The sequence below is a fragment of the Pseudomonas sp. MF6747 genome (assembly GCF_963890955.1).
In the GTDB taxonomy this organism is placed as follows: domain Bacteria; phylum Pseudomonadota; class Gammaproteobacteria; order Pseudomonadales; family Pseudomonadaceae; genus Aquipseudomonas.
Window position 1 is genome coordinate 308186 of record NZ_CAWPSZ010000023.1, and the last position, 16973, is coordinate 325158.

Annotated in this window: 21 protein-coding genes; 8 read left to right on the forward strand and 13 right to left on the reverse strand. The window is 62.4% G+C overall.

The features are described from left to right. Window positions 1-80: 80 nt before the first annotated feature. From AACW30_RS20325 to AACW30_RS20335, 3 genes are read right to left on the reverse strand one after another with little or no spacing between them, the layout of a single operon-like run. Window positions 81-995 carry a 5-oxoprolinase subunit C family protein gene (locus tag AACW30_RS20325; protein WP_200623226.1) on the reverse strand — a complete coding sequence of 305 codons (915 nt, stop codon included), beginning with the start codon at window positions 993-995 and terminating at the stop codon, window positions 81-83. After that, window positions 992-1696 carry a 5-oxoprolinase subunit PxpB gene (pxpB, locus tag AACW30_RS20330; protein ID WP_200623229.1) on the reverse strand — a complete coding sequence of 235 codons (705 nt, stop codon included), beginning with the start codon at window positions 1694-1696 and terminating at the stop codon, window positions 992-994. Before pxpB ends, AACW30_RS20325 begins: the two co-directional genes overlap by 4 nt. Then, window positions 1693-2433 carry a 5-oxoprolinase subunit PxpA gene (locus AACW30_RS20335; RefSeq protein WP_200623231.1) on the reverse strand — a complete coding sequence of 247 codons (741 nt, stop codon included), beginning with the start codon at window positions 2431-2433 and terminating at the stop codon, window positions 1693-1695. Before AACW30_RS20335 ends, pxpB begins: the two co-directional genes overlap by 4 nt. Before the next feature lie 189 nt (window positions 2434-2622). Between AACW30_RS20335 and AACW30_RS20340 the strand changes: the two genes are divergently transcribed. Next, window positions 2623-3537 carry a LysR family transcriptional regulator gene (locus AACW30_RS20340; protein ID WP_119739157.1) on the forward strand — a complete coding sequence of 305 codons (915 nt, stop codon included), beginning with the start codon at window positions 2623-2625 and terminating at the stop codon, window positions 3535-3537. A gap of 124 nt (window positions 3538-3661) precedes the next feature. Here AACW30_RS20340 and AACW30_RS20345 read toward each other — a convergent pair whose 3' ends face one another. From AACW30_RS20345 to AACW30_RS20355, 3 genes are read right to left on the reverse strand one after another with little or no spacing between them, the layout of a single operon-like run. Beyond that, on the reverse strand, window positions 3662-4204 hold the full coding sequence (locus AACW30_RS20345) for a DUF2937 family protein (RefSeq protein WP_106576957.1): 543 nt from the start codon (window positions 4202-4204) through the stop codon (window positions 3662-3664). An 11-nt stretch (window positions 4205-4215) separates the two neighbouring features. Further along, complete coding sequence (locus tag AACW30_RS20350; protein ID WP_106576958.1) at window positions 4216-4992, reverse strand: class II glutamine amidotransferase; 777 nt, start codon at window positions 4990-4992, stop codon at window positions 4216-4218. 30 nt (window positions 4993-5022) lie between these two features. Beyond that, window positions 5023-5559, reverse strand: coding sequence for an MFS transporter (locus AACW30_RS20355; protein ID WP_106576959.1), 537 nt, complete (start codon window positions 5557-5559; stop codon window positions 5023-5025). A 21-nt stretch (window positions 5560-5580) separates the two neighbouring features. Between AACW30_RS20355 and AACW30_RS20360 the strand changes: the two genes are divergently transcribed. Next, complete coding sequence (locus AACW30_RS20360; protein WP_200623235.1) at window positions 5581-7635, forward strand: S9 family peptidase; 2055 nt, start codon at window positions 5581-5583, stop codon at window positions 7633-7635. Between the two features lie 70 nt (window positions 7636-7705). Then, the gene (locus AACW30_RS20365; RefSeq protein ID WP_200623239.1) at window positions 7706-8179 is read left to right on the forward strand and encodes a cyclic nucleotide-binding domain-containing protein; all 474 of its coding nucleotides are present in this window, start codon (window positions 7706-7708) and stop codon (window positions 8177-8179) included. On the opposite strand, the gene AACW30_RS20370 is transcribed toward AACW30_RS20365, so the two are convergent. Beyond that, window positions 8176-8460, reverse strand: a complete 285-nt coding sequence (locus AACW30_RS20370) for a hypothetical protein (RefSeq protein WP_106576962.1) — start codon at window positions 8458-8460, stop codon at window positions 8176-8178. The two genes, AACW30_RS20365 and AACW30_RS20370, sit on opposite strands and share 4 nt — an antisense overlap. Before the next feature lie 78 nt (window positions 8461-8538). Here AACW30_RS20370 and AACW30_RS20375 point away from each other — a divergent pair, with 78 nt between their 5' ends. Continuing rightward, entirely contained in the window at window positions 8539-9225 is a 687-nt protein-coding gene (locus AACW30_RS20375) for a spermidine synthase (protein ID WP_058411058.1), read from the forward strand. Window positions 9226-9263: 38 nt separating this feature from the next. Here the strand turns inward: AACW30_RS20375 and AACW30_RS20380 are convergent, their stop codons facing one another. Continuing rightward, window positions 9264-10184: a ParB/Srx family N-terminal domain-containing protein gene (locus AACW30_RS20380; RefSeq protein ID WP_200623241.1), complete on the reverse strand. Its 921-nt coding sequence runs from the start codon at window positions 10182-10184 to the stop codon at window positions 9264-9266. A gap of 151 nt (window positions 10185-10335) precedes the next feature. On the opposite strand from AACW30_RS20380, the gene AACW30_RS20385 reads away from it, so the two are divergent. The 3 genes from AACW30_RS20385 to AACW30_RS20395 all read left to right on the forward strand — a co-directional run bounded on the left by AACW30_RS20385 (window position 10336) and on the right by AACW30_RS20395 (window position 11794). Beyond that, window positions 10336-10710: a YajD family HNH nuclease gene (locus AACW30_RS20385; protein WP_003210675.1), complete on the forward strand. Its 375-nt coding sequence runs from the start codon at window positions 10336-10338 to the stop codon at window positions 10708-10710. 198 nt (window positions 10711-10908) lie between these two features. Further along, window positions 10909-11376 carry an RNA methyltransferase gene (locus tag AACW30_RS20390; protein WP_003189607.1) on the forward strand — a complete coding sequence of 156 codons (468 nt, stop codon included), beginning with the start codon at window positions 10909-10911 and terminating at the stop codon, window positions 11374-11376. A 67-nt stretch (window positions 11377-11443) separates the two neighbouring features. Then, the gene (locus tag AACW30_RS20395) at window positions 11444-11794 is read left to right on the forward strand and encodes a YgaP family membrane protein (protein ID WP_200623243.1); all 351 of its coding nucleotides are present in this window, start codon (window positions 11444-11446) and stop codon (window positions 11792-11794) included. Window positions 11795-11937: 143 nt separating this feature from the next. On the opposite strand, the gene AACW30_RS20400 is transcribed toward AACW30_RS20395, so the two are convergent. Next, a complete protein-coding gene (locus AACW30_RS20400) occupies window positions 11938-13158 on the reverse strand; it encodes a hypothetical protein (protein WP_106576965.1) in 1221 nt (406 codons plus the stop codon). 13 nt (window positions 13159-13171) lie between these two features. Beyond that, window positions 13172-13621: a YcgN family cysteine cluster protein gene (locus tag AACW30_RS20405; protein ID WP_106576966.1), complete on the reverse strand. Its 450-nt coding sequence runs from the start codon at window positions 13619-13621 to the stop codon at window positions 13172-13174. 153 nt (window positions 13622-13774) lie between these two features. Between AACW30_RS20405 and AACW30_RS20410 the strand changes: the two genes are divergently transcribed. Beyond that, window positions 13775-14359 (forward strand): nitroreductase family protein, encoded by a 585-nt coding sequence (locus AACW30_RS20410; RefSeq protein WP_200623245.1) that lies wholly within the window; start codon window positions 13775-13777, stop codon window positions 14357-14359. A 106-nt stretch (window positions 14360-14465) separates the two neighbouring features. On the opposite strand, the gene AACW30_RS20415 is transcribed toward AACW30_RS20410, so the two are convergent. The 3 genes from AACW30_RS20415 to rnd all read right to left on the reverse strand — a co-directional run bounded on the left by AACW30_RS20415 (window position 14466) and on the right by rnd (window position 16928). Next, a complete protein-coding gene (locus tag AACW30_RS20415) occupies window positions 14466-15398 on the reverse strand; it encodes a D-2-hydroxyacid dehydrogenase (RefSeq protein ID WP_200623248.1) in 933 nt (310 codons plus the stop codon). Window positions 15399-15504: 106 nt separating this feature from the next. Next, on the reverse strand, window positions 15505-15798 hold the full coding sequence (locus tag AACW30_RS20420; RefSeq protein WP_056857316.1) for a YcgL domain-containing protein: 294 nt from the start codon (window positions 15796-15798) through the stop codon (window positions 15505-15507). Next, a complete protein-coding gene (rnd, locus tag AACW30_RS20425) occupies window positions 15795-16928 on the reverse strand; it encodes a ribonuclease D (protein WP_106576969.1) in 1134 nt (377 codons plus the stop codon). The genes AACW30_RS20420 and rnd overlap by 4 nt, the downstream gene beginning before the upstream one ends. Between the last annotated feature and the right edge of the window lie 45 nt (window positions 16929-16973).

Here is a 16973-nt window from a genome sequence, read left to right on the forward strand (position 1 = left end):
CTTGCCGCCGATGGCAGAGTGTCAGCCAATGCAACGGGCACTCAAAGGCCGCTATCGGGGGCAAGCCCCCTCCTACATTTTTAGCCTTCGCTGAAGCGCTGCAAAAAGTCCACATGCTGCCGATGCGCCGTCTCCTGCACCACCGGCGCCAAGCGCACCTTCTCCCCCGGCAAACATTGCGCCAGCCGCGCCAGCGCCAGGGGCGTCAACGCGCCTAAACGCGGGTAGCCGCCAATGGTCTGCCGATCATTGAGCAACACAATCGGCTGCCCATCCGGCGGCACCTGGATCGCTCCCAGCGGAATCCCTTCGGAGATCAACGACGGCCCCTGATACTGCAACGGCGTGCCCAGCAGGCGCATGCCCATGCGGTCGGCGCGGCTGTCCAGTGCCCAATCGGTGTTAAAAGCATCGAACAAACTCTGGCCGCTGAATTGGCCGATTTGTGCGCCGACTATCACCTCCAATGGCGCCTTGGCGGGCAAGTCCGGCGCGCTTAACACCTTCATCGCGCCGCCCACCCCGGAGTAAGCCAGCCGCGCGCCTTCGGCCAGCGGCGTGCCGAAACCATCCACACCGCCCAACGCTTCACGCACCACCGTGGCGCAACTGCCCAGCACCTGCGGCGCATCAAAGCCGCCCGGCGCCGCGAGGTAGGCCCGCGCGCCATTGAACGGCTGGGTAAAGCGCAAACGCTGACCCTTTTGCAGGATAAAACTGCGTCCCGGGCTGATCGCACGCTCATCGATGTACGCGCCCAGGTCCGCGCCGGCCAATGCCAGCAAGCAATACTCCTCGGCCTGCACGGTGAACCCGCCCAAGGTGATTTCAACCACCGGCGCATCCAGCGCATTGCCCAGCAGCCAGTTGGCCCAGGACATCGACACCCAGTCCAGCGCGCCGCCCTGGGTCACGCCCAGGTGCCGAACGCCAAAGCGACCGGCATCCTGCAACAGGCACAGCGGCGTGCTGGCCTCAATCAACAAGCGGCTCATGCCTGCGCCTCCAACGGCGTGTCATCGCCACCCAGGTTGATGAATTCGGCGTGACCGACCGCCTCGAAACGCACCGTATCGCCGGGCTGCATCAGGCTGTAACCGTCGCGTTCACGGTCGAACAGCTTGGCCGGGGTGCGGCCGATCAGGTTCCAGCCACCGGGCGAAACCACCGGGTACGCGGCGGTTTGCCGCTCGGCAATGCCGACGCTGCCGGCCGCCACACGCTTTCGCGGGGTATTGAGGCGCGGCGTCGCCAGGATTTCGTCCACCAACCCCATAAAGGCAAACCCGGGGGCAAACCCGAGGGCGAACACCTGGTATTCATGGGCGCTGTGGCGGCGGATCACGTCCTCAACCGACAGACCGCTGCGCTGGCTGAGCAAGCTCAGTTCCGGGCCGACACTCAGGTCGTACCACACCGGCAACACGTGACACTGGCCACTGCCCCGGGCCTGGGGTTGCAAGTCGGTCAGCGCCTGGCCGATCAACACGCGCGCCCGGGCCGGGGTTAAGGCGGTGAGGTCGTAATGCACCATCAACGTGGTGTAGGACGGCACCAGGTCCACCAACGCCGCGCCAAACTCCTCGCGCAGGCGTTGAGTGGCGGCGAGCATCCACGGCATGTTGGCTTCGGCAATGACATCAAACAGACGCACCATCAGGCAGTCGATCGCCACCACTTCAATGCGTGGCTTCATGCTGTCTTCAGCGCCTCGCGGATACGTTTCACGGCGGCCACCGAACTGGCGTTGTCGCCATGCACACACAAGGTGTTGGCCTGCAACACCATGGCGCTGCCATCGCTGGCGGTCAGGGCGTCGCCACGGGAAATCGTCAGCGCCTGCTGCACGATGGTTTCGGCATCATGGTGCACGGCGCCCGGCAACTGGCGCGAGACCAGATGCCCCTTGGGGTCGTAAGCGCGGTCGGCAAAGGCCTCGAACCACAAGGTCACGCCGTACTCATCGCCCAAGGCCTGGGCCGCGCTGTTGTCGCGGGTGGCCAGCAGCATCAGCGGCAGATCGCCATAAGCGGCCACGGCCTGGATCACTGCGCGCAATTGCGCAGGGTTGGCCATCATGTCGTTGTACATCGCGCCATGGGGTTTGACGTAGCTGACCCGCCCGCCTTGCGCACGGCAGATGCCGTCGAGGGCGCCGATCTGGTAGTGCAGCAGGTCCTGGATTTCCTGCGGTGTGTAGGCCATGGAGCGTCGACCGAAGCCTTGCAGGTCCTGGTACGCCGGGTGCGCCCCCACTTGCACGCCGTGCTTGAAGGCCAGGCTGACGGTCTTGCGCATGATGCTCGGATCACCGGCATGAAAGCCGCAGGCCACGTTGGCGCAATCAATGAACGGCATGACCTCGGCGTCCAGACCCATGGTCCAGTTGCCAAAGCTTTCGCCGATGTCGCAATTCAATAGCAGACGGCTCACGGTGGGTGCTCCTCCAGGCGTTGTTTTTCAGGCGTTGTATTTTTTGTAGTGTGGGATTTTTCGTACAGAACTGGCAACTTGTCCTCACACCCCAACGACGCTTATCGTGGAATAGCTCGATTTTTGGCGTTTGCCCGGTGCGGCGTCCAACTAATAAAAACCGATCCATGCATAAGAAAAGTTGATCCCATGAATTTGAAGTTCCTCGAAACCTTCGTCTGGGTGGCCAAGCTCAAGAGCTTTCGCCTGACCGCCGAGAAGTTGTTCACCACCCAGGCCTCGATTTCCAGCCGCATTGCCGTGCTCGAGAGCGAGTTGGGTGTGAAGCTGTTTCTACGCGACTCACGCGGCGTGAGCCTGACCCCGGAAGGCTTGAAGGTGCTCGATTACGCCGAGCAGATGATGGTGACCATGCAGGGTTTGAAGCAGTCACTGGAGACCACCAGCAGCAAGGTCGGGCGGATTCGCATCGGCGCGATGGACACGGTGATTCACACCTGGCTCAGCCCCTTGGTGGCCGAATTGATGGACCACTTCCCGTTGGTGGAAATCGAGTTGGTCGCCGATACCGCATTGAACCTCAGCGATCAGCTGCAAAAAGGCTTCCTCGACCTGATCCTGCAAACCGACCTGCTGCGCCTGGAAACCGTGCGCAGCCTGGAACTGGCCAGCCACCCGATGGCCTGGATCGTCGCCAGCCACTCGCTCTACAACCGCGACTATGCCTCCCTCGCCGAACTGGCCCAGGAGCGCATCATCACCTACTCGAAAAACTCCCACCCGCACCAGGACGTGCTGAGCCTGATGCAGGCCAACGGCGTCGCCGCGCCGCGCATGAACTGTGTGAATTCGGTGTCGGCGATCACCCGCCTGCTGCGCGATGGCTTCGGCATCGGCGCCCTGCCGCCGGTGCTGGTCAGCGAGGAACTGGCACGCGGGGAGTTGGTGATGCTGCCGATGGCGCAGAAGCTGCCGAATCTGCAGGTGGTAGTGTCGTGGCGGGTAGGTGTGGAGTTGGTGGAGGAGATTGTCGGGCTGTGCCAGAAGGTGGTGGCCCGCTATGCCGAAGAGGTCGGCAAAGCGCACATGGTGCTAAGCCACTGAAAAAACCGGGGCCACATGTGGGAGCGGGCTTGCTCGCGAATGCGCAGTGTCAGCCAACCTATTAGGCGACTGATCCACCGCATTCGCGGGCAAGCCCACTCCCACATTTAGATTCTCAGCAGTTTTAGAGGCCCTTCAGGTCACGCTCTTCAATCGGCCGACTCTGACGCAGGCGCTTGCCGCCCAACACCACCCAGTCGATCAAGCGGAACAGGCATTCAATGCCGAACGACAACAGCATCGCCCCGCCCAGGCCCCAGCCCATCGCTTCCGGCGTCAGCAGGATCTGATAGCTGTAGCCGTTCCACGTTTCCAGGCGAATCGCCGGGTCCGCGGCCACCGCCACCTGCAGGGCGCGGATGTACCACGGACCTTGCATGGCCTGGAATTGCTTGTCCAACGCCACCTGGCGATCCAGCAAGGTACCCAGGCTGTTGGCGTCGCTCTGGAACACCGGATCATCACTGGCGCGGTAATGCGCCACCAACGCCTGCAAATCACCGTTGAAGAACTGCCGTGCAGTGGTTTCAAACCCGCTGAGGCCGGTCTGGGCCTCGATCAGGTGGGCCTCGACGCGCTTGGCGTAGTCGTTGATGAAACCCGGCACCTGCACGCCGACCAACAAGCCAATGGCAAACAGCACCAACCGCAAATAACTGAGCAGCATGGTCGATATCCTTACTCGGTAATGCCCTGACTGACGCATTCACCGCGTCGCCACAGGCTCCATTGGCCCGGTTCGTAGCGGGTCCAGTTTTCGTTGTCGGTCAACGGCTCGGTGGCGATCACGGTGACCACGTCATTGGGGGTGGTTTCGGCCTGAAAATCGACGATCACGTCGACATCTTTCAAGCGCGCCGGGCCGAACGGTGCGCGCCGGGTAATCTGCGCCAGTTTGGTCGAGCAGTAGCAAAACAGCCAGTCACCGTCGCTGAGCAGGCAGTTGAACACGCCTTTGCTGCGGTATTCGGCGCAGGCGGCGATCAGGTCCGGCAGCACTTGTTCGATCTCTACCGGCTCGGGGAAGGCTTCGCGCACACGGTTGAGCAGGTCGCAGAACGCTGCTTCGCTGTCAGTATCGCCCACCGGCCGGTAGAACGTGGCGCGCGGGTTGAAGTCCGCCAGCTGGCCGTTATGGGCAAAACACCAGTTGCGGCCCCACAGCTCGCGCACGAACGGGTGGGTATTGGCCAGGCTCACCTTGCCCACGTTGGCCTGGCGGATATGGCCAATCACCACTTCACTTTTGATCGGATAACGCTGCACCAGCAGCGCGACTTCCGACTCGCTGCTGGCGGCTGGGTCCTGAAACAGGCGCAGGCCACGGCCTTCGTAGAACGCGATGCCCCAACCGTCGCGGTGGGGGCCGGTACGCCCGCCCCGCTGCATCAGCCCGGTAAAGCTGAACACGATGTCGGTGGGGACGTTGGCACTCATGCCCAATAATTCACACATGCCAGGGCTCTCGCTGCAGGGCGGACGACGTCAAAGGCGCGGTTCGACGCGCATTCCGCTGGCAGGCGCCGGGCGACGGAACGGCTCGTCGTCTTCGTCAACCGTCTCGGCAGCCAGGGCGGCGTCGACAGCGGCCTTGCGCTCACGCCGGGCGTTGGCGGCGCGCTCGATGGGCCAGCGGATCAGCGCAAACACGATATACACGCCAAACGCGATCATCGTGTACATGAACAGGTCGGAAATGGCCCGCCAGGCGTTATTGCCGACATGCAGCACCAGGTCCAAAGCCGTGATCGCTACCGCCGGCGCGAACTGGGTCTTGACCGGATCGACGATGGTCGGGCTGAACAGCAGCACCGCCATCAGCAACTGCAGCGGCTCGCGCAGCCAGCGCCAGATCCAGCGGGTCATGCGCCACCACACCAACAGGCAGCCCAAAGCGGCGAAGGCGTAAAGGCCCCAAGCGGTCAGATAGTCGTTCTCGGTCATGGTGTCCATGGCAAGGTAGGCAAACAGGCGGCTATGATAACGGCTTTTGCGTGTCTCGGCTGCAATGCCTGCCACCATCCGCCAGACAGAGAGTGATCCATGCCTTCATCGACCCACATCACTGCCGCCCCGATTGCCCGCAAGGCCGAAGGGCAGGACCCGTACGCCTGGCTGCAAGAGCGTGACACGGCTGAAGTCCTCGATTACCTCAAAGCCGAAAACGCCTGGCAGGAAGCGCAACTCGCCGATCAGCAGGCGCTGCGCGAAACCCTGTTCGACGAGATCAAGGGCCGCATTCTCGAAACCGACCTGTCCCTGCCCTCGCCGTGGGGTCCGTACCTGTACTACACGCGCACCACCGCCGGTGACGAATACGCCCGCCATTACCGCTGCCGCCGCCCGGCAGATGACAGCAACACAGTGGACGACAGCAGCGAAGAACTGCTGCTCGACCCCAACGTACTCGCCAACGGCGGCTTTTTCTCGCTGGGCGCGTTCAGCATCAGCCCCGACCACCAGCGCCTGGCCTACAGCCTGGACACCAGCGGTGAAGAGATCTACACCCTGTACGTGAAGGAACTGGCTAACGGCAAAGTCAGCGAACTGGAGTTTCAGGACTGCGACGGCAGCATGACCTGGGCCAATGACAGCCTGACCCTGTTCTTCGGCGAACTGGACGACACCCATCGCCCACACAAACTGTATCGCTACCGCCTGGATGGCACGGCAGCGCAGGAAGTGTTCCACGAGCCTGACGGACGTTTCTTCCTGCACTGCTACCGCTCCAGTTCCGAGCGCCAGTTGCTGCTGGCGCTCGGCAGCAAGACCACCAGTGAAATCTGGGCGCTGGACGCCAACCAGCCGCACCTCGACTTCACTTGCCTGGCACCACGGGTCGAAGACCACGAATACGATGTCGACCACGGCCAGCGCAATGGCGAGTGGACCTGGTTTATCCGCAGCAACCGCGATGGCATCAACTACGCGCTGTTCGTCGCCGCCGACACCGGCAGCGTGCCCACCGAAGATCAATGGCAAAACCTGATCCCGCACAGCGACGAAGTGATGCTCGACGGCGTGAGCCTCAATGCCAGCGCGATGACCTTGAGCCTGCGCATCGGCGGCCTGCCAGTGATCGAAGTGCACCCTGAGGACGTGCCGGCCTATCGCGTCGAACTGCCCGACGCCGCTTATAGCCTTTATGTACAAAACAGCCTGGAATTCCCGAGCGACAAGATCCGTCTGCGCTATGAAGCGCTGAACCGTCCGGCCCAGGTGCGCCAGCTGGAATTGGCGACCGGCGCGCAAACCGTGCTCAAGGAAACGCCGGTACTCGGCGAGTTCAACGCCGACGACTACGTCAGTCAACGCCTGTGGGCCACGTCTGCCGATGGCACCCAGGTGCCGATCAGCCTGGTTGTCAAACGCGACCAGTTGGGCAAACCGGTGCCGCTGTACCTCTACGGCTACGGCGCCTACGGCCACAGCCTCGACCCCTGGTTCTCGCACGCACGCCTGAGCCTGCTCGACCGTGGCGTGGCGTTTGCCATTGCGCACGTACGCGGCGGCGGCGAATTGGGTGAAGCCTGGTACCGCAACGGCAAGCAGGCACACAAACAGAACACCTTCAGCGACTTTATCGCCTGCGCCGAGCACCTGATCGCCCAGGGCCTGACCACCTCCAAACAACTGGCCATCAGCGGCGGCAGTGCCGGCGGCCTGTTGATCGGCGCGGTACTCAATCAACGCCCGGAGCTGTTCCAGGCGGCGATTGCCGAAGTGCCGTTCGTGGATGTGCTCAACACCATGCTCGACCCGGAGCTGCCGCTGACCATCACCGAATACGACGAGTGGGGCAACCCTGAAGAGCCAGAGGTGTACGAACGCATCAAGGCCTACGCGCCGTACGAGAACGTCAGCGCCCAGGCGTACCCGGCCCTGCTGGTGATCGCCGGCTACAACGACAGCCGCGTGCAGTACTGGGAAGCGGCCAAGTGGGTGGCCAAGCTGCGCGACACCAAGACAGACGACAACCTGCTGTTGCTCAAGACTGAACTGGGCGCCGGCCATGGTGGCATGAGCGGGCGTTATCAGGGATTACGTGATGTAGCGCTCGAATATGCATTTGTGTTCAAGGCGCTGGGGTTGATTTAAGGAACTTAGGGCGGCGGTCCTGTCTGAACACACAGACCGCCTACTTGATTGATGGACCAAGATTGCAGCTATGCCTCAACCAACTTTATTGAACAATGAAATCCGCGACATGCTCATGGACTGCGGCCTGTTCGACGCTTTGCTGCCGGAAGATTTTCACGTCGCCGCCGGCTACTTCAACATCAGCAGCATTGCCCAGGGCGAAGTGATCTTCGTTGAGGGCGATGCCGGCACGTTCATGTGCATCATCCACAGCGGCCAGGTGGCCGTGCAGAAAACCAACCATGAAGGCCAGCGCCTGACCATCGCCACCCTGCGCAGTGGGCGGGCGTTTGGCGAAATGGCGGTACTCGATGGCGAGCGGCGCTCTGCCAGTTGCCTGGCGGCAAGTGACTGCGTGCTGCTGAACCTGGGCAAGGACTCGCTGGAAAAAATGCTCAACGAAGCGCCCAGGGTCGCGGCCAAGATCATCCGCGCGATTGCGATCGCCTTGTCCAAGCGCCTGCGCATGGCCGACGGGCAATTGCTCTCGCAACCGTTTTAACCGCCGGGCGTCTTCGGCTTGCTGTCATTTTGCAGCAGGCCAGGCACGCTCTGGTCCTTGGGCGGCGTTGGCAACACAATCGGCACCAGCGCGGGTGAACCGTTGGCGGTGGCTTTGGGCGCCACAGGCGGGGTGACTTGCGGGTACAACGTCGGTGTCGGTGTACCCGGCGCACCGGGCGTTGGCGCGGGTGCGACCGGAACGGTTTGCACCTCCTGAGCCTGGGCCGCACCCAATGTGAGCGCGCCAAGCACAATGACCGTTAGAATGCTGCACTTCATCGATGGCTCCATGGCCTGACCGGAATGTCGTAAGGCTACTCCCAACCGCGCAAGAATGCCCTTCCCAATGAGATTTCAATGAAACGTTTCGTTCTGCTCGACACCACTCCAATCCCCGATAACGGCGGTGCCTTGTGCCTGTTCGAATACGGCGAGGATTTTGTCATCAAGATCCAGGGCGGTGACGGCGGCCAACTGATGAACACGCGCATGCACGGCTCCGAAGACGCACTGGCGGAAATTCCCTGCCGCAAAGTCGCCGGGCGCCCGGGTTCGCGGGTGTTGATCGGCGGGCTGGGCATGGGCTTTACCCTGGCCTCAGCGCTCAAACATCTGGGCAAGACGGCCGAAGTGGTGGTCGCCGAATTGGTGCCCGGCGTCGTGGAATGGAACCGTGGGCCCCTGGGTGAAAAGTCCGGCCGCCCGCTGCTCGACCCACGCACCGTGATCCGCATGGAAGACGTGGCCAAGGTGCTGCAAGCCGAGCCTCAAGGCTTTGACGCGATCATGCTGGATGTCGACAACGGCCCCGAAGGCCTTACGCAAAAGGCCAACAGCTGGCTCTACTCGGCCGGTGGCCTGGCTGCCTGCGCCAAAGCCCTGCGCCCCAAGGGCGTACTGGCCGTGTGGTCGGCCAGTGCCGATAAGTTGTTCAGCGACAAACTGCGCAAGGCCGGGTTCAAGGCCGAGGAAGTGCAGGTGTTCGCCCACGGCAACAAGGGCACCCGGCACACCATCTGGATCGCCGAAAAGCTCAAGGGCTGAGCAACATCCCCAAAACGCCACACATCTTTTGTCCTGAGTCAGCTTCGGGATTTGCGGTAATCGATCACATACGGCACTTTTTTCTCGACGGTCTTCTTCAGCTCGGCTTGATCCAACTGGGCCATGCCGCCCAACTGGTGGGCGGTGAAACCGCTGTCACCCACCTGTGAACCGGGCGCCAGGCTGACCATGCGCTGGGCGACGGCTTCAATCGCGTCCTTGTAACCGCCTTTCTTGTTCAGGTTGAAAGCACCCAGGTCGATCTGCGTGCGCAGCCAATTGCCCCAGTAAAACTCCAGGAATTCCGGCGCGACGGCGCCATCGTCCGGCTTGCCGTAGGCGGCCTTGCGAGTGAAATACACCAGGCTGCGAAAGGTGTCGTCCTGCAGGTTCTTGAAGCCCAGGTGCGCCGGCAATTGCTGCGGTGACAGCGGCTGGCCGTGATCGCCTTTGAGCCAGACCTTGCGCGCCGCTTCCATACGCTGCCAGAAGGTGGCCATGTCCGGGCTGTTGCTGAAATCATCGGTCACCTTGACCCACATGTGCAGCTGCGGGCCGCCGCCGGGGACTTCCCACAAGGTAGTGAAGCTGTGGTGACCGTCGGTCAGGTACAACTGGCCACCAGGGCCGACCACGACGGTTTTCATGTCATCGGGATGCGTGCCCACCGGGTCTTTGCAACTGAAGCTGGCGGGTTGGTGCAGGTCGGCCTTTTTGGGCACCTTGTCGGCCTCGCCCTGGCCGTTGGTTTCGCAGTATTCGTCGAAGACCTTGGCCGGCTTGTCGGCAAACAGGCCCAGGCTGTAGTAAATCTGGTCAAAGCCCACGACGGCCTGGGTCGGGTGCAATTGTTCAAGGGCCACCTCGATGATCTGGCCAGGCTTGGGCGTGGAGAATGCCTGGGCTTGGGCCGCCAGGACGCTGAGTAGCAGTGCTGCGGTCAATGTGTATAAACGCATTGGTTTCAGATCCTTGAGAATGAAGTGAGCCGATACTACAAACGATTGCCGCCGGCAGGCTGTACAGCAGCTGAAAAAGCCAGCAGTCATTTACCCCGCAAGCGGCTAGAATCAACCTTATCTGTGAACCCCCAAATAGCCAGGAGCCATGATGAGCTCGACCAACCCGCCCTCCCACACCGCCAAGCTGGACCGCATCCTCGCCGATGCCCAGCGCGACCGGGAAATGGGCTATCGCGACAAAGCCTTGAAGATGTACCCGCACGTGTGTGGCCGCTGCGCGCGTGAATTTGCCGGCAAGCGCTTGAGCGAACTGACCGTGCACCATCGCAACCACAACCATGATGACAACCCCCAGGACGGTTCCAACTGGGAGTTGCTGTGCCTGTATTGCCACGACAACGAACACTCACGCTACACCGACCAGCAGTACTTCGGCGAAGGCTCCACCAGCAGCCCGACGATCGCCAAGGCCACGCACAACCCGTTTGCGGCGTTGGCCGGGTTGATGAAAAAAGACGACTGAAATCGTCGCTGCCTGTCATGGCCTCTTCGCGGGCAAGCCCGCTCCCACATTTGTCCGCGTACATGCTTGGAAATGCGGTCGAATGGGGGAGCAGGCTTGCTCGCGAAGGCGGCCGCTGTAACGGCACCCAACTCGCGACCGACCGCAGCCCGAGCATTCCCCGTATAATCGCCGTTTTTCTCCAAGGCACCCTTCCCCGTGGGCAATAAACGCTACAGCTGCATCGGTCTGTATAACCCCAAATCCCCCGAAAACGTCGGTTCGGTGATGCGTGCCGCCGGCTGCTACGGCGTGGCCTCGGTGTTCTACACCGGCGTGCGTTACGAGCGCGCCCGGGATTTCATCACCGACACCAAGAAGGTCCATCACGACATTCCGCTGATCGGCATCGACGACCTGAAAAAAATCCTGCCGCTGGGTTGCATCCCGGTCGCCGTGGAGCTGGTCGAAGGCGCCCGCCCGCTGCCCGAATACACCCACCCTGATCGCGCGTTGTACATCTTCGGCCCCGAAGACGGCTCGCTGGACAAAGAGATTCGCGACTGGTGTGAAGACGTGGTGTACATCCCGACCACCGGCTGCATGAACCTCGCCGCCACGGTCAACGTGGTGCTCTACGATCGCCTGGCCAAGGGCAACAACACCCGCTCGGGCCCCAAGTACTGATTTTTTGGGAACATCCGGCGCCTGCAGGCAGTCAGCTACATATCACTTGCCTTGTTGGAGACAGATCATGAGCGACAGCAAAATCCTGCGACCTATCATCGAACACACGCCGTTTGAAACCCAACCGCCTCAAAACGTGCACGGCTGGGAGCGCATTGGCTCGGTGGCCGGTGGCGTGATGATGGTTGGCAAAGGCCTGCGCCGTGGCGGGATCTTCGGGCTCATCCAGGTGGCCATTGGTGGCGTGGCGCTGGTGCGCGGCGTTACCGGGCGCAGCTCGCTCAAAGACAAGCTGGAACAGGGCCGCCAGGAAATGAACAGCGTGCGTACCAAAATCGAGCGCGCGGGCGAAGAGCTGAAAAACCTGAAGACCAAGGCCGAAGTCGCCGCTGAAAAAGCCATCAAAACCACTGGCTGACGCCCCTCTCCACCTATTGGAGAGCTGAATGTGGGAGCGGGCGTGCTCGCGAAAGCGGTGAATCAGTCGCCAAGTATTTGGCTGACACACCGTATTCGCGAGCACGCCCGCTCCCGCATTTTTGCTTTGTGTATGGCCTAAGCTCAGCGCAATAATTTGCTATCCAGCACCACCGACGACTCACCGATCACACTGTCGGCCAACTGCACAAACTCCGCCGTCGTTATGCTGTTCGCGCGCATCACCGCCTGCGCAAGGTCATCCAGCGAGCGCTTGTTGTGGGTTTTCACGCGAATCTCGCGGTCCAACTCCTGCAACACCACCACCGCCCTCGCGACGGTCGCGCCGTTGACGTGGTCGCCACGCAATGTGGTCACGTCCTTGCCCTCTTTGCTCAAGCGCGCCTGAATCGCGGCATACCGCTCATCGGTGATGCCGCCCGCGCGGCGCAGCAGCTCGATGGCGTAGTACTCGCCAAGCCCTTCGCTGATCCAGTCACTGGTGTCGTGATCATTGAAGCGCCCGATCGCCTGCACCACCTCACGGATCAACGCGCTGCTGCCGTTCTCGCTGACCAGCGGCGTGCGGCTGTTGAGGTAGATCGAGTCGCGCGACGCAAACACGCCACGGCGCATCGGGTCGCTGGCGCCCACCACCAGCAGCTTGGCCGGGTGGCGCGGGAACGCGGCCTCCACTTGAGGCCAGACGAAGGTCAGCAGCGTCAGCACATCCATGCGGCGCATGGCCTGGCCTTTGGGCGAGGCCACGGTGACCTCGGTTTCGCCCAGGCGCACGCGGCGGCTGCCGAGGGTGCCGGCGAGCATCCAGCCGGTAGGGCGGTCGAACAGGCGGGAAACATTGTCGATGCGGAATTTGTGCTTGCCGATGCGCGGCCAGGCGGTTTCGACGCTTTTCCAGCCTGCCGGCAACTCGAACACCAGGCGCGAGACCAGCTCGACGCCGTCCTGCTGGTCGAGCCGCGCAGCCGGCACCAGGTCTTCGCCTCGGAACAACGCCCAACTGGGCGTCATCCGCGCTTCATACACGCCAGGTTTGCGCGCGTGGGTCAGGCGTACCCGGTAGCTCAGGCTGGCCTTGTCGGCGCTGGGTTGCCACAGGCCATGGGTGCCGGTGACCTTCCACTGGCCATCGGCCTTGAAGTCGCTGTAATCACCGTCGCGGCCCAGGTCGAAATTCAGGCTGCGCACCGCCGAGCCTTGGGACAGGCTCACACGCACCTCGGCTTGATCACTCTGGGGCAGCAGTTTGACGTGGTAGTCGAGGTCGACTTTCTTCGCGCACCACGCGGGCAGGCTCAGCGCCAGCAACACACAAGAGGCCGCCAGCTTGGTTGCCACCGTCATACACACTCCTTTTTCAGCCTGCGCGGAAGATCAGGTAATCCTCCCAGTCGTCTTCGGGCACGCTGCCTTCGGCGAGCATGCGACCGGACTGGGAAATGCGTTCGTGGTGCACGGCATCGCGGTCGCCGCAGACCAGGTGGTGCCACAGCGGCAGGTCCTTGCGCTCGCTGACCAGGCGGTAGCCGCAGGTTGGCGGCAGCCACTTGAACTGGTCGGCCTGGCCCGGCGTGAGCTGGATGCAGTCGGGCACCGAGGCGCGGCGGTTGGGGTAATCGGTGCACTGGCAGGTGTTCAGGTCGAGCAGTTTGCAGGCAATGCGCGTGTAATAAACGCTGTTGTCCTCCTCGTCCTCAAGCTTTTGCAGGCAGCACAGGCCACAGCCGTCGCACAACGACTCCCACTCCTCCTGGTCGAGGTGTTCAAGGGTTTTGCGTATCCAGAAAGGTTCGACTTTAGCGGCCATGGCTCTACATCAGTATCGGTCGGTGAAAAGGCCGCCAGTCTAGTGCCCAAGGCCCCCGGGGCCAAGCGCTTACGACTGGCGGTGTAACAACACTTGTCAGTCCTGTGGGCGCGCAGTAGCTTTGAACGCCGAATCGCACCTCAGGAACTGCCCATGACACGCGTTGCCGACTACCCGATCCACACCCAATTTACCGAACGCTGGTCGCCTCGCGCCTTTACCGGCGAGAGCATCCCGACAGACACCCTGCTGAGCTTTTTCGAGGCCGCACGCTGGGCGCCATCGGCCTATAACTCGCAACCTTGGCGTTTTCTCTACGCGCGCCGTGACACGCCAGATTGGGAACGCTACCTGGGCCTGCTGAATGAATTCAACCGTGCCTGGGCGCAGCATGCGTCGGCCTTGGTGATCATCGCGTCAAAAACCGAGTTCACCGCCCCCGGCGCCAGCGAAGAAACCCCGGCGCTGTGGCACACCTTTGATACCGGTTCGGCCTGGGGCCACCTGGCGCTGCAAGCCAGCCTGAGCGGCTGGCACACCCACGGCATGGCCGGTTTCGATCAAGAAATGACCCGCAAAGAACTGAAGATTCCCCAAGGCTATGCGCTGCACGCGGCGGTGGCCGTGGGCAAGCTGGGCGACAAGTCGAGCCTGCCCGAGTACTTGCAGGGCCGTGAAGCGCCAAGCCCACGCAAGCCGTTGAGCGAGCTGGTGTCCGAAGGCGATTTCAGCCTGTAAGCCTTGCTGATATCCCCTGTGGAAGCGGGCTTGCCCGCGATAGCGCACGGTCAGTCACGGCATCCTTGACTGACACGCTGCTATCGCGGGCAAGCCCGCTCGCACCTTAATAACCGCGTTCGAAGCTCACTTCTCCGCGTAACGCTTGCTTGGCTTGATACGCCCGTAGATTGTGCACAAACAACTCCACCATCATCCCCGGCGAGGTTGGCGCCGAGCTGTGCCCGGTCAGCAGCAGCCCCCACGCAGTCCAGAACGGATGGCGCTGCGGCAGCGGTTCCTGGCGGCACACGTCGATCACCGCTCCGGCCAGGTGCCCTTCTTTCAGCGCCTCGACCAGGTCAGCATCGACCACGGCCACGCCGCGGCCAACGTTGATAAACAAGCCGGTCGGTTTGAATTGCTTGAACAACGCCGCATCGTACACATCATGCGTGTTGGGCGTGTTGGGCAGCAGGTTGATCACGTAGTCCACCTCGCCCACCAGGCGGCCCAGTTGATCCAGCCTGGCCACTTCGATAAACGGCGCCTGCTCACGCGCGGTGCTGGCGATGCCGTACAGCTTGACGCCAAACGGCAGCAGAAAATCGGCAACGCTCTGGCCGATATCGCCCGTGCCGACGATCAGCGCCTTGCGCCCGGCCAGGCTCTGGCCCATGCGGTTGTCCCACTTGCGCTCAACCTGGCTGACCAGCCGCGCGAGCACTTCGCGCTCGTGGCCGAGCATGTAGGTGAGCACAAATTCGGCCATGACCTGGCCAAAAATGCCCACCGCACGGGTCAGGCGATAGTCGCGTGGCAAGCCATCGGCCAGCAGCGGCGTGATGCCCGCCCAGGTCGATTGCAGCCATTGCGGCTGGTGGCCTTGGCGCAACAGGGTGGCGAGCAGATCCGGCTGGCCAAGCCATACCGGGCAATCGGCGGCCAGGCGCGACAGTTCGGCCGAGTCGCCGCTGGTCAGCACTTCGACGTCCGGCGCGGCGTCACCCAGCAATTGGGCGTAGAGCGGGTAATCCTGTTCAGCAATCAGAACACGCATGGTTCAAACCTTTCAAAAACACTGCAGACGGCCGCCCGCATCCTTACGGCCACCGCCAACGAATACGTTTGCATTGAAGAAGGTGCCCGGTTCGGGCACTGACCGATCACATCGGGTCGTTGCGGCGCAGCAGCTCTTCGGGCAAGTGCTCGATGTACTCATCCTCGGCCGGTGGCATTTGCAGGTGGTAGCCCTGCTTGTCGAGGTTTTCCAGGACCACGGTGATGTCCTCGCGGGACAGCTTGCGCTCCGGCGTCAGGATCATCTCGAACGCCAGATGGGCCTTGCCGAAGGCCGCCATCAACGGTTCCGGCACACGCTCCAGCGCGTCGCTTTTGAGCACGTAGAGGTACATTCCGTCTTTTTTCAAGCTGCGGTAGATGGAGCAAATACGTTTCAAGGCTGTTCTCCGGCAGTGGCCAGGCTGTCGAGCAGCGCCTGGCCCATCAACTCGCGGCGCCAGCCACGCAGCGAGTCTGGCAATTTATAAGGCCCATCGGGGTAGCCACTCTTGACCAGGGCTTCGAGGGTTTTCTTGCGCAGCATCAGTTCCGGCGCCATGTCCAGGCGTTCGGCTTCGGCCTGGCCCAAGGCCCGCAGATGCTTGATCAGCGTGGCGGCGTCCACCGGCAGCGGCTCGGCAACAGCCGGTGGCCATTGGTCCATGGGCACGCTGGCGGCGCGCTTGATCAGGTCCAGCAGAAACTGGCCGTCCTGACGCACGGTGCGCGGGTGCATGTCTTCGATTTTGCCCAGCGCGGCGAGGTTGTCCGGCTGGGATTTGGCCAGGGGCCACAACGAGTGTTCGCGGATGATGCGGTTGCGCGGCAGGTCGCGGGCACGGGCCTGCTGCTCGCGCCAGGCGCACAGTTCACGCAATACGGCGAGCTGGGCGCGGGACAGTTTCCACGCCAGCTTGGCGTCGCGGTACACCTCGTACGGGTCGACTTCGCGGCGCAGGTTGGCCACCAACTCGGCGCCGTCTTCCAGCACCCAGGCGTATTTGTCGTCTGAGAGCTGCGGACGCAGGCGGATGTAGACCTCGGCCAAGTGCACCGCGTCTTCGGCGGCGTAGCTCACCTGGGTCTCGGACAACGGCCGCTGCAGCCAGTCCGAGCGGGTTTCACCCTTGGGCAACTCGATATCCAGCACGGCCTGCACCAGGCGCGAATAGCCCATGGAGAAACCGAGGTTCAGGTAAGCCGCCGCCAATTGGGTGTCGAACAACGGCACCGGCAGGCTGCCGGTCAGGCGCAGCAACACTTCCAGGTCTTCGCTGCACGCGTGCACCACCTTGATCACCGCCGGGTTTTCCAGCAAGGCGGCCAAGGGTTGCCAATTGTCGATGGTCAGAGGGTCGATCAGGTAAGCGCGTACGCCATCGCCGATCTGGATCAGCCCGGCAATGGGGTAAAAGGTGTCGACCCGCATGAATTCGGTGTCGAGGGCGACGAATGGCAACTGCTGCCATTCGGCGCAATGCTGGCCGAGGCTATCGTTGTCGCAGATCCAGTGAATATCGATGGCCACACGGCTCTCCCTTGAAGAATGGCGCGCAGTATATATCGCGAAAGA

Bases quoted from the DNA above. Each gene is read 5' to 3' on its own strand.
- AACW30_RS20325 (WP_200623226.1), bottom strand. From the start codon at position 995: ATGAGCCGCTTGTTGATTGAGGCCAGCACGCCGCTGTGCCTGTTGCAG.
- pxpB (WP_200623229.1), bottom strand. From the start codon at position 1,696: ATGAAGCCACGCATTGAAGTGGTGGCGATCGACTGCCTGATGGTGCGT.
- AACW30_RS20340 (WP_119739157.1), top strand. From the start codon at position 2,623: ATGAATTTGAAGTTCCTCGAAACCTTCGTCTGGGTGGCCAAGCTCAAG.
- AACW30_RS20345 (WP_106576957.1), bottom strand. From the start codon at position 4,204: ATGCTGCTCAGTTATTTGCGGTTGGTGCTGTTTGCCATTGGCTTGTTG.
- AACW30_RS20350 (WP_106576958.1), bottom strand. From the start codon at position 4,992: ATGTGTGAATTATTGGGCATGAGTGCCAACGTCCCCACCGACATCGTG.
- AACW30_RS20355 (WP_106576959.1), bottom strand. From the start codon at position 5,559: ATGGTGGCAGGCATTGCAGCCGAGACACGCAAAAGCCGTTATCATAGC.
- AACW30_RS20360 (WP_200623235.1), top strand. From the start codon at position 5,581: ATGCCTTCATCGACCCACATCACTGCCGCCCCGATTGCCCGCAAGGCC.
- AACW30_RS20365 (WP_200623239.1), top strand. From the start codon at position 7,706: ATGCCTCAACCAACTTTATTGAACAATGAAATCCGCGACATGCTCATG.
- AACW30_RS20370 (WP_106576962.1), bottom strand. From the start codon at position 8,460: ATGAAGTGCAGCATTCTAACGGTCATTGTGCTTGGCGCGCTCACATTG.
- AACW30_RS20375 (WP_058411058.1), top strand. From the start codon at position 8,539: ATGAAACGTTTCGTTCTGCTCGACACCACTCCAATCCCCGATAACGGC.
- AACW30_RS20380 (WP_200623241.1), bottom strand. From the start codon at position 10,184: ATGCGTTTATACACATTGACCGCAGCACTGCTACTCAGCGTCCTGGCG.
- AACW30_RS20385 (WP_003210675.1), top strand. From the start codon at position 10,336: ATGAGCTCGACCAACCCGCCCTCCCACACCGCCAAGCTGGACCGCATC.
- AACW30_RS20395 (WP_200623243.1), top strand. From the start codon at position 11,444: ATGAGCGACAGCAAAATCCTGCGACCTATCATCGAACACACGCCGTTT.
- AACW30_RS20400 (WP_106576965.1), bottom strand. From the start codon at position 13,158: ATGACGGTGGCAACCAAGCTGGCGGCCTCTTGTGTGTTGCTGGCGCTG.
- AACW30_RS20405 (WP_106576966.1), bottom strand. From the start codon at position 13,621: ATGGCCGCTAAAGTCGAACCTTTCTGGATACGCAAAACCCTTGAACAC.
- AACW30_RS20410 (WP_200623245.1), top strand. From the start codon at position 13,775: ATGACACGCGTTGCCGACTACCCGATCCACACCCAATTTACCGAACGC.
- AACW30_RS20415 (WP_200623248.1), bottom strand. From the start codon at position 15,398: ATGCGTGTTCTGATTGCTGAACAGGATTACCCGCTCTACGCCCAATTG.